Origin of the sequence: Nostoc sp. CCY 9925, from assembly GCF_963920935.1 — a bacterium.
Classification (GTDB): Bacteria; Cyanobacteriota; Cyanobacteriia; order Cyanobacteriales; family Nostocaceae; genus Nostoc.
Genome location: NZ_CAWUDO010000167.1, coordinates 1 through 11,311, shown reverse-complemented (window position 1 = coordinate 11,311; position 11,311 = coordinate 1). Strand labels below are relative to the sequence as shown.

Here is an 11,311-nt window from a genome sequence, read left to right as displayed (position 1 = left end):
CTGTAAAATTATGGCGCACAGATGGTAGGTTAATTCACACCTTTATTGGGCATAATGATTGGGTTAAATATGTCACTTTCAGCACAGATGGCAAGATAATTGCTTCTAGCAGTCAAGACTTTACTATTAAATTATGGCGCACAGATGGCAATTTAATTACTACCTTTGAGGGACATAAAAATACAATTAATGGTCTTAGCTTTAGCCCAGATAGCAAGATTATTGCCTCTGCTAGTTGGGATAACACTGTAAAACTGTGGCGTATTGATCAGACTTTAGTGACTGACTTTATTGGGCATAGTAATTCAGCTTATGATGTAGCTTTCAGTCCTGATGGCAAAATGATTGCTTCGGGTAGCGGGGACAAGACAGTAAAACTCTGGCGTACTGATGGCACTTTGCTTACAACTTTTCATGGGCATAGTAATTCAGTTTATGCTGTAGCTTTCAGCCCAGATGCCAAAACGATTGCTTCGGGTAGCGGGGACAAGACAGTAAAACTCTGGCGTACTGATGGCACTTTGCTCAAAACTTTTCATGGGCATGAAAATACAATTTGTGGTCTAGCCTTTAGCCCGGATGGAAAGATGATTGCCTCTGCTAGTTGGGACAACACTGTAAAATTGTGGCTTACAGATGGTACTTTACTCAAAAATATTCCTGTAAATCGATATCTAGATCTAGTTTATGCTGTAGCTTTTAGCCCAGATGGCAATACGATTGCTTCAGGTAGCGGAGACAAGACAGTAAAACTCTGGCGCACTGATGGCACTTTGCTTCAAACTTTTCCTGGGCATCGTAGTTCAGTTAATAGCGTAGCTTTCAGCCCAGATGGCAAAATGATTGCTTCGGGTAGCGGAGATAAGACAGTAAAACTCTGGCGCACAGATGGCACTTTGCTTCAAACTTTTCTTGGACATGAAGATACAATTTGGAGTGTAGCCTTCAGCCCAGATGGCAAGATGATTGCCTCCGCTAGTTCGGATAACACTGTAAAATTATGGCGCACAGATGGTACTTTGATTACAACTTTTACTGGGCATAAGGCTAAGATGAATGATGTAGCCTTCAGCCCAGATGGCAAAACACTTGCTTATGCCAGTGATGACAAGACAGTGAAATTGTGGAATTTAAATAATATAGATAATTTAGATTATTGGCTTAGAGAAGGGTGCGATCAACTACGTGTTTATTTGCAAAATCCGAATAATGGAATGAACTTAAATGATTCCAATCGCCACCTTTGTGATGATGTGAAGTGATAGGAGTCCGCAATAGTTGTGTGACCATATAGCCTTGATTACAACAAGATTTAATCTGCTTGTAAGACTGATTAATACAATTTTAAGGCGTTGTTGTATAAATCTTACATTCCGCAGGTATCTTAGGTAAGCAGATAATATTTTCGGCAAGGAACACCAAGAAACTGGAGAACCCAACATCGTTCATCGGTAAGATTAGCAATCTGTTTAACATCGGCGATCGTTACTAGATGAATCGACATGAAACACTGAAATACCCAACGTAGAGTAGGAGTGGCAGTCGGTTTACCCAACTGATTACTGATGGTTTGTTTTGCTTTCTCCAGAGCTTGACGCAGTGCCCTTTGCCCTAAACGGGTATCTCGGCGGCCACCCTACGATTTCTTAGCGTTTTTGGCATCTGAGCAGCTGATAAATTCAGCTTGTTGACGATTTTTGCCTCAGTCTTGATTGTCCTAGTTAGATAAATCTGACTTGAGCTATTAGTCAAGAAATAAATTTCTTGACAGAACGAAAAGCAGACACAAGATCTGAAATCTCCAGTTTTAGTTAGCATCCAAATTCAACATCATCAGTGACCTCTATTACATATAAAACTGTTCCGGTACTGCCAGGTATGCAAGGACGACATGCACTAGGCCTAAGATCTGGACGGCATATACGACATCCACCACATGCAACACATGCACGGCATATACGACATCCACCACATGCACGACATATACGACATCCTCCACATCCTCCGCAATTAGCAAACCATCTTTGGCTAATTACAGAATCAAGTACTTCAGAGATTTGTAATCTTTCTAGAGTTGTTATTTCCTCATCAGACAACAGTTGTTTTAGTTTGTCTGCGCTATCTAGCAAACGCATTTCTATTGTTGGTTGGGCCAGTATTTTTTCTGTAAGCATTGTTACTTACTCCTTTTAACTTCAATTCCTGAGCTTGTCTGCAAATTTGCATTCGAGTTTGTAAAAAGTTGAAATGATGTTTTTGCGTCAACCAGTTTTCAGGGAATAATAGGTATTTGAATGAGCGAATGCGAAGAATGGCTAAAGGATAATAGTGTTCACCAAATCTGCTAGTAAGAAGCAAATTTCTCTAATTCCTTGATTAACTCCTTGAGTGCTGGAGGGGCTGTTTCACGAGTGCAAACTATGGTACGAGAACACCCCTCATCCTCAATGTGAATCATGGCAGTATGAGCATCCGGAATATTGCTTCGCTGGGGTTCGGGCATATTGAAGAAATCAGATTGACGGACAAGCTCTCGAATTTTTGCTAGCTCTTCACTAGGAAACTCTTCTGCTTCCTTATCCAATTTTTTAGATTTTCCGATGAGACCGCCTGATAGCTGAAACCGGAATCTCATTTGGTCACTCCTTAATTCTCAAATCACTTGTACTTCACTCCAAGCTTTTCCAACTATTCTCTCTGCGTCAGATCCAAACAACTCGCGGGCAATTTGTATAGTTGCCTCGGCAGCTTTGATAAAATTAATAGGTGTAGAGGAGGTGGGACGCAATTGACTGCTACGCATTGCCCGGTACCAGATCTCTCCTGCTTTTTGCCAAGCATATCCGCCAAAGTTTATGGCTGCTAGGTAAAAGGCATGGTTGGGTATACCAGAATTAATATGGACTCCACCATTATCTTCCCATATTGGCAGATCCTTGTAGTTATCCATCGTTGCGGGTTGCGGATCGTCCCCCAAAACCGGATGGTTTTGATAAGCCTTACCAGGCTCCTTAAGAGAGCGGAGTGCATAAATTGGCTTTTCTTCATTAGGCTGAGCCATCACCTCCACACCGATCAACCAGTCTGCTGTATTGACATCCTGTTTCAGCTTGTACTGTTTAACAAGTGACCCGAACACATCTGCAAAGGACTCGTTTAGGGCACCACTTTGAAACTCATAGACCCAGTTACCTTCGTGTTCGATGACTCCGTGGGTTAATTCGTGGCCAATTACATCCAATGAACCCGTTAAGTTAGTGAAGATAGTGCCGCTTCCATCACCATATACCATTTGTTTTACTGGATTTGGGAACCAAAAAGCGTTGTCAACTCGATTACCGTAATGAATGTTGGACTTGATGATCATGCCACCGTCGTTAATGGAGTTGCGTCTGTGTACCTCTTTGTAATATGTCCAGGTATCCCCTGCTCCATCATAGACTTGATCGACAACAGGATCACCCTTTGAATCTTCGCCTTCTGATCGTACTAACCTCCCAGGTACGATTTCCCGGTTTTCGCAATCAAAGACCTGCCGAACCATTTGTGCATTGTGCGCTTCAACTGCTATATCCGAAAAGGCAGCAAACTGAGAGCTTCTTGCCTGAGTGTCCGCTCGTAGCCTACGAATGTAAGAACTACGCCGGAGATTTTTTAAGGCTTCCTGACGAGTCTCGGCATCCTCTGATTCCAGCATTTTTTCAACTATGTAAGGTGGAACGATGCATTGTATTGGGTTTCTATGTTCGCACATGTCAGATTCTCCTTCATTATTTAGTACTTAATTATCAAGAGCCTCGAAGCGTTGATTAACTAAAACTCTACGAATTAGCAGTCACCCAGGCTGCTGCTGCTACTAAACGGGCAATGTCAGCAGCGTATTCAAAATTGACCTGGAGATCGTGAGCTGTATGGTAGTTGGGGTTATTAACTATTGAGACTGGAGGCAGGGGAGGGCCAAGGAATAAATCTTCGGACAGAAGACAAGCTGCATATCCCACTTGTTGAAAACTGGCGTGGTCGCTGCGCTTATCTGCAACATCCGGGGTCTGATAAATCTCCGGCGTCTTCAGATTAGGAGAAACTTGTCCGACTAACTTTTGAATTTGCTGCGCTAGTTGCAGAGATCGCTGTTCGGCATCTGGACAAACTCGATGTCCGACATGAATCTCAAACGGTCGAGGAATATCATCGTGACTTTCTCGGTAGCCAATCATATCCATTTGATAAACAGCAACAATAGGAGTAATTGCTTGGGCTTGATCTCTGGCGTACTCCTGACTCCCAATTAGACCTTGCTCTTCAGCATTGAAAAGTGCGAAACGAATTGTTCTTTTAGGTTTTTTGAATTGACCTAATTCTTTAAATGTTTGGGCTATAGCAAGCACTCCAGCAACACCACTACCATCATCATCAGCTCCCGGAGCTGGGTCTGTGTCCGGATCGTAGCTTGCCTCTTTGTTAGCTGTTGAGTCGAGGTGGGCGCTAATTATCACTATTCCTTCTTCATCACCTTTGCTACCTTGCCATTCTGCTATCACATTGTGAAGTTTTAGACGTTCACCAGGGTTAGGATGGTCAAATGGATGTAGGTTCACGAAAAAGTCGCCAGCACCAATGTTCTCAAGATCGAGAACAAGCGCATCTGTTACCTTTGCATTATCATCGCTGTCGATATGACGACTCCGAATTTTTACGCCATTGTGAGATTCAATTGGCTCAAGTCCGCTATATCTTGCTAAATACTGACGAATAGTTTCCGAGGAGAGAGAGGCAAGCTTGGACAACTCTTGCTCGCTAAGAGTTGGTTCGCCCACTAAACTAGAAGCTAAACTTGCTAGTTGTTGATTAGCATCAACATCGAACGGCTGAAGTAGACTCAAATTTGGTATAAGTTTGAGATTATGCCCATGATATGCTTCTTGAAAGTGATATTCATCAATTGAATGCCCTGGTGGAAAAGCAACATAAAGACCTTCTTGAGAAGAAGACAGTATCCATGTTGATTCTTCTGACTTGCTAAAAAAGCTGACAGCTTGCCCTTCTGGAGCTAAAAAACCTGTGCGAACCTGGCGATCATCTCGCATTAAATACATATTCGTTCTGAGAGGAGCATCCAAATCACCCAGCCGTTCTACCTCAAATCCCAAATCGTCGAGACTTAGAGCAGTAATAGTAGAAGCGATCGCGTAGACTTGAGTATTTGTATTCCTTGTTATATGTATTGGAACAATTGGTAAATTTCTCAAAGTAGATTGCCATTCATTTTCTCTACCCTCTGTAGGAATAGTAACCCGAATATACCTTAAATGGTGCCCACTCAGTACTTCCGAAACTAAAAGAGGATGAGGAACCACACGCCAACCAGCTGCCATTGCATAATCGCGTTCTTTAGAATCCTCACCAACGAACAAGCACTGCTGAGGTGTGGTAGATAAGCCAGCTTGAGTAGCAGCACGTCTAAAAATTTCCGCAGAGTCTTTAGAACCATAAACTAGCAAATCAGGCTGGAAAAAAGTCAAGATTTGAGACTCTTTAAGGACTCTCTCGACGTTTTCGGCTGTATCGTTACCAATGTTTGATATTACCCCAAGTCGTTTGCCATCTGTACGTAGTTGCTGAAGTATATCTGGTACATAGTTATAGACATTTAAAGTGCTAAGACTGCCATTAGATGAAATTCTTGGAGATCCAAGAGTGTTGCCAATATCAAAGAAAATTACCTCTGATGTGTTTGCATCCATGATTTATTTCTCTACTTTTACACTAAGATTGTTAGTTAAAACCAATCGGTGCGATTTTGTTGCCACTAATCTCGGTTAAACCACTCATTGCTGCATTTATAGTTGCCCTAATTTCGGATGGCAGATCCCTAGAGTCCAATCTCACCGAAATTAATATTGGTTTGTCCTTTTGTTCTTGAGCGGCGATTAAGGCCTGCTCCAATTCCTGCATTGTCTTGACTAGCAATCCTTTGCCACCGAATGCTTCGGCGAGTTTAACGTAATCCCATCGTGCAAGTTCGTTGAAAAATGTAGGACTGCTTTGCTGATTCTGGTAATAGCTCTGATCTACAAGATATTGCTCAATGCCGTAGATTTGATTGTCGAAAACAAACATGATTGCTGGTTTCTGATATCGGGCAAGAGTCGAGAATGCCTGGGCAATCATTTGAAAACCACCGTCACCAGTCAAGACCACCACTCGCTCATTTTCTGGTATGGCCATGCTTGCCCCTACTGCGGCTCCGACCATAAAACCAATCGATAGCCAGGCGGTTTGTGCCATGTAATGCGATCGCTGTTCAATTGGCAATTCTGCTGAGGGAAATAAACATAAGCTTGTGTCAACCAGGAGCACCATGTCTTGGTTAATGAAATGATGCATCTGTTCAAAGAACAAATCCCAAGTAATAGGTTGATTCCTGGATTCTGCTAGTATACTTGCAGCCGACATTTTAACCCTTTTATCAGCAGTATTACTCCAGTGAGCCGCTCGAAGTTCTCTAATCTGGTCAAACCCAAATGGTGGTGTATATGTCTGCTCCAAGTACATTTTCTGTTCTAAAACTTCAATAAGCCGATTCATAAAGCGATCTAATGGAATATTTGGATAGAGATAATGTCCGATTCGGATTGCTCCACCTGCGGCCAAAATCATTTTCTCAAATGATTGACCAACGATTGCTCCATAAAAGTCACTTAGGATTGTCCCTAAAGCAAGTAGACAGTCAGATCCCTCAACTACTTTTTTTACGCTCTCTGGCGCAAATTTACTATCGTAAACACCAATAAAATGCTCCTTCAATTCTTTTTCAGAAATAAGCGATTTGCCAAGCAAGGTAGTTGTATATGGGAGACTAGTGAGACTAACAAGTTTACTGAACTGTTCTTGCAAACCAAAACGCTGTAATCCTTCACCTCCCCAAATGACTGGATGTTTTGCTATTTGCAATCTTTTTAAAACATCACTTACAGCAACGTCTACAATCTCATTTATATCAGTCTCGATTTCAGGTGGTAATGGTAAGGGCTTCAAAGGTACGTCAGAATCTACAGGTTTATCACATGGTTGCGACCAACGTCTACAATCTCATTTATATCAGTCTCGATTTCAGGTGGTAATGGTAAGGGCTTCAAAGGTACGTCAGAATCTACAGGTTTATCACATGGTTGCGACCACACCTTATTACGCACCTCAAGGTAAACAGGACGCTTTTCTGTTATGCAGGTACGTAATACACGATCTATTTCATCAGGTGCTTTCTTGAAGTCTGTAATAACTGTAGTCGCCACGCTCAATAGATAATTCCTAGTATTTTCAAGATTATATGAATGCTATAAAAGCGAATCCAATTATATAAACTTCTTTACAAACTATTACTGACCTTTATTTTTTGAGTAATTGCTATGCTGATAATTAACTGTTAAGTATTTATAAATTTAATAATATAGCTAGCTTCTTTAGCACCTATTCAGGAATAAGGAAAGCCTAGCCCTTTGCTTTTTTCTCGCTATTTCTTAATGAGTATCATTTTTACAAAAACTATACTTTTGACTATTTATTATCTAACTTTAGTTAGACGATTATCCAAAACTGAAAATTCTGAGCGACGCCCTTGCGTCGGTAAACTACGCAAGGCATCGTTTCAAATACTAACCCACAGAATGATATAGTCCCGTTTTTTTTGTTATATTCCCACCCTAACCCCCCTTTATCTTTGCCCTTGCACCATGCTACAAAAAGCGCCGGGTGGAGATTAATTCGTTCTTTGCGTACAAGCCTCAGAATGGTCAATCAATGGGTTTGTTGTGGCAAAAACTGATATGCTTAACTGTATAAATTAATTCATCCCTCAATTCAGCAACGCCAGATTTCAAACGATATGCCTCACCAGCAAGATTTACAAACACATCTAGTGACGAGGCAGACAACTTTTAACTTCTGCTTTGGGCAAATTCTACCTGAAGCCGCATACAATTTGGGGTGTTACTTCCACTGTGCTTCCAAGCGATCGCCGCGATATGGCAAATAACTCCCAGTTTGACAACCTACCACAGATCAAACTTATTCCCTTAAATGATGAAGCTGTATGTATGGAGCAGCGAACACCGAGGGATAGACCAGCAAAAATAGCTGCGCCGACTGATATTCGCCTTGTAAAAGTACTGGAATTTTTACGGAGCAACAATCTCGCACCCAACAGCCGCAAGCTCTACGAACGCGAACTAAAGAGATTCTTAGGATGGACGCAACTGCACTATCACGAGCTACGCCCGCGTCACTTTGGATTGTATAAAGAATATCTCAGGGATGAAGTAAAAACTGATGCAGAAAAACCGCTTTCAAAAAGTAGCATCAATGCGGGAGTTGCTGCACTTAAAAGCTTTTTTAAATGGATGTGCTACACGTATCCAGATATAATTGCTACCAATCCAACGCTGGGGATAAAACTAGAAAAAGTACCATTGCCACCAGCCCAAAGCCTAACGCCAGAAGAGATGGAGCGGGTGTGGAGGGCTTTGGAGCTACTGGGAGAAACAAAACAAAGGGATACAGCACTAGTACACATTCTCAGCCACGGGTTGAGAGCAGGGGAAATTGTCGAGTTAAATGTAGGGTCATTTGATGGCAAGCTACTATTTTTACCAGATACCAAAACGAATGAACCGCGCCTAGTGCCACTAAAGAAAGAAAGCCGTGAAGTTTTGCAAGAATATTTGCGATCGCGTATTGAATCAGGGGAACAATTGAATAGCCTGACACCGTTGATGATTTCACACCATGCTTCATTTAAAGGCGAACGCTTGAGTTACCACGGCATTTACTTTGCTGTGGAGAAAATCGGAGAAATCGCAGGCATTGAAGATTTACATCCGCACTCGTTTCGGCATACTTACGCTACTGATTTAATATTACTAGGTCTTGATCCAGCTCACGCAAGGAAGTTAACAGGACATCATAGTGACAGAGCTTTTCGGCGATATACACTTCGTGGCGAGCAACAAGCGGCGATCGCTGCTTACTATCGTGCGATAGGGGAAGACAAAGCGGAGTGAGGAATGCCCAAGCCACTTGATCCCAAATGCCAGCTATGCGCCAAGCTACCCCCAGCTAAGGCTAAGGTACTTCATGGGCCAGAAGGTGATGGCTGCTGGAATGCCAAGGTTTGTCACAATCGCCGTTCGTTCTACCGCAACAAAAGTAAAGATGATTCTGGGCACATTGAGGCGATCGCCGTTGACCCACCAGCTAACTATTTTGCAGTACTTTATCTATATAAGGAACCGGGAGATAAACCATTGCACGCTATGTCGGCAGAGTTATGGCTGGGGCAAAAGCCAATCTGCCGTTTAGAGCCAATTCACTGCTTTGGGCTAACGGCAGGCAAGATACGTACCTACACAGATAAGGTGTTACAGGCCTTTGCTAAAGAATACAATATTTCGCTGTATCAGTATAAAGATATGTTTGAGGTCAGTCCAAGCCATTGTCCAGTGCGACCCTGCCCCCTACACCCTGAATGAGAGCCACTGACCAAGCATATAGCGTAAGAGGCTACGCTTGCTCGCTCGACGCATTTCTAAAATAAACGAACTTCTAAGCTAGAAAGCTTATACTGTAAGCTATATACAACTTTTATTATTGTGATTAGCTTGCTTAACAGAAATTATCATGACCAGCACACCAGACCAGCCAAGTAGGCTAGACCGGATTGAATTACTGGCAATACAGAATACTGAAGCGATAGCAGCTTTAACCAGCAAACTAAACAATCTAACCGACAAGGTAGATAACCTGACTGATAAAGTAGATAACTTGACTGATAACGTTAGTGAGCTAACCAGTAATGTTAACTCTGTATTGGCTAGGGATGCAATTTTAAATGATGTATTGTTAGAACTGCGTGATAGCCACGAAGAATTAAAACATAATTTTGAACAACACCAGCGAAACTTTGAGGAACACCAGCGAAGCACTAACGCTGCATTAAACCAGCTTGGGGCTATCTTAATACAGTTAACAAGGATTGACCCGCAAAATTAAAATGGTGAGTTAGCAACAAATGCAACGTCTGCATAAGTTAAAACAAGTCGCAAGTCGCAAGTCGCAAGTAAGTTTTGTGACGGGGATTTAGACCCCGACACAAAACTTGCCGGTTCAATAAATAAGTCAGTTTTGTGGTGGGGTCTGTCTTACAAAGTGACGCTACGCACAGTCGAAGATCGCTACGCTAACAGATGCCTCTGTCTTGCCGCAAAGCGTCTACGGAGGAAACCCTAAGCGTGACGAAAGCGCTAAATACTCATTACAAAACTATACTTGCGACTTGCGACTTCCGACTTGTTTAAAGTAGCTTTTGTGCGTTGCTCCCTGTCCGCTCGGAGGTTATTGTTAAACCAGGGTAAAAGAATCACAGCATGACTGTATACCGACAGCTGACCATCTGGGAACTTTTAGATGAGGTATCCTCAGCTCCACCCACCTCAACACTTGATGCAGTGTGGGAATGTTTAGACACCGAGCTAGAGAGTTTACCTGTAGAGGCACAGTTAACAACAGCCGCGGCCGCATTTTATCAAATAGCAGATATTCTCAAAACCCGCGCCCAGTTGTTGTTGGAGGATATACGCGCCGAGAGCGATACAGACGGCCCAGTAATCAGCACCGACATCTTTGCTGGTTTGGTGCGGACAACCATGCACCTAGAATTGGATGATCTAATCGAAGAACCGCCACCACAGAGCTTTAGACCACATGGGCCGCATCAGTTTTCCAATACTGTCCAAAATAATGATTCAGTGGCAGCGCCTGTTGACAAGGCGAACGTCCTAGCAATGCTAGAAGAAGTGACGACTTTAGAAGATGTTCGTAACTTAGCAAGCGATGAAGATGTGCAAAAATGGACTGCTGCGATCGCACAGTATCTTGCACAAGTAAAAGATGAAATTGCCCTAACTAAACTGCAACAGAAGTTGAAAATGCCGATGGTGGAGGTGTGGTTGGGATTATTGCTAGGTGGCTTTAAATTAGAGCAACGTGGGGATTTTTACAATAGCCAAAATATTTGGGTAATAGAAAGTTCTTCTGGATGTTGGATGCACGAACAATAACCCACACGATCTTTCAACAGAGCCAGTTGTAATTAATCGCCTGGCTACAAAACTAAAGATATGGGGGGCTAGCGCTTATTTTTGCCGACCAATGGTCGGCATCATCTTTCAATGGACTGATTGATTTGGTCAACAGGGGAGATCGATAAAAGAGGAGCTTTCATCCCTGAAAGGGATGAAAGCGAAGGCTGGCTTTC

General features: G+C 42.6%; 10 protein-coding genes and 1 pseudogene. 6 read left to right on the top strand and 5 right to left on the bottom strand.

Translation table 11 applies throughout. The features are described 5' to 3' along the window. A partial coding sequence (locus tag ACM0OY_RS37725; RefSeq protein WP_414573829.1) for a WD40 repeat domain-containing protein occupies positions 1-1,262 on the top strand: 1,262 nt, incomplete at its 5' end. A 122-nt stretch (positions 1,263-1,384) separates the two neighbouring features. On the opposite strand, the pseudogene ACM0OY_RS37720 reads toward ACM0OY_RS37725, so the two are convergent. The 5 genes and pseudogenes from ACM0OY_RS37720 to ACM0OY_RS37700 all read right to left on the bottom strand — a co-directional run. Then, positions 1,385-1,615: pseudogene (locus tag ACM0OY_RS37720) on the bottom strand (IS1634 family transposase); the annotation flags it as partial. 729 nt (positions 1,616-2,344) lie between these two features. Further along, entirely contained in the window at positions 2,345-2,635 is a 291-nt protein-coding gene (locus ACM0OY_RS37715; RefSeq protein WP_414573828.1) for a protealysin inhibitor emfourin, read from the bottom strand. 18 nt (positions 2,636-2,653) lie between these two features. After that, positions 2,654-3,544, bottom strand: a complete 891-nt coding sequence (locus ACM0OY_RS37710) for a M4 family metallopeptidase (protein WP_414573830.1) — start codon at positions 3,542-3,544, stop codon at positions 2,654-2,656. A 277-nt stretch (positions 3,545-3,821) separates the two neighbouring features. Beyond that, positions 3,822-5,744, bottom strand: a complete 1,923-nt coding sequence (locus tag ACM0OY_RS37705; protein ID WP_414573827.1) for a M20/M25/M40 family metallo-hydrolase — start codon at positions 5,742-5,744, stop codon at positions 3,822-3,824. A 31-nt stretch (positions 5,745-5,775) separates the two neighbouring features. Continuing rightward, positions 5,776-7,038, bottom strand: a complete 1,263-nt coding sequence (locus ACM0OY_RS37700; RefSeq protein WP_414573826.1) for a thiamine pyrophosphate-dependent enzyme — start codon at positions 7,036-7,038, stop codon at positions 5,776-5,778. Between the two features lie 847 nt (positions 7,039-7,885). On the opposite strand from ACM0OY_RS37700, the gene ACM0OY_RS37695 reads away from it, so the two are divergent. The 5 genes from ACM0OY_RS37695 to ACM0OY_RS37675 all read left to right on the top strand — a co-directional run bounded on the left by ACM0OY_RS37695 (position 7,886) and on the right by ACM0OY_RS37675 (position 11,114). Next, positions 7,886-8,035, top strand: coding sequence for a hypothetical protein (locus ACM0OY_RS37695; RefSeq protein WP_414573825.1), 150 nt, complete (start codon positions 7,886-7,888; stop codon positions 8,033-8,035). Then, positions 8,025-9,059: a tyrosine-type recombinase/integrase gene (locus tag ACM0OY_RS37690; RefSeq protein ID WP_414573824.1), complete on the top strand. Its 1,035-nt coding sequence runs from the start codon at positions 8,025-8,027 to the stop codon at positions 9,057-9,059. Before ACM0OY_RS37695 ends, ACM0OY_RS37690 begins: the two co-directional genes overlap by 11 nt. Positions 9,060-9,062: 3 nt before the next feature. Next, the gene (locus tag ACM0OY_RS37685; RefSeq protein ID WP_414573823.1) at positions 9,063-9,527 is read left to right on the top strand and encodes a hypothetical protein; all 465 of its coding nucleotides are present in this window, start codon (positions 9,063-9,065) and stop codon (positions 9,525-9,527) included. A gap of 148 nt (positions 9,528-9,675) precedes the next feature. Beyond that, on the top strand, positions 9,676-10,047 hold the full coding sequence (locus ACM0OY_RS37680) for a hypothetical protein (RefSeq protein WP_414573822.1): 372 nt from the start codon (positions 9,676-9,678) through the stop codon (positions 10,045-10,047). 374 nt (positions 10,048-10,421) lie between these two features. Beyond that, positions 10,422-11,114, top strand: coding sequence for a hypothetical protein (locus ACM0OY_RS37675; RefSeq protein ID WP_414573821.1), 693 nt, complete (start codon positions 10,422-10,424; stop codon positions 11,112-11,114). Positions 11,115-11,311 lie beyond the last annotated feature (197 nt).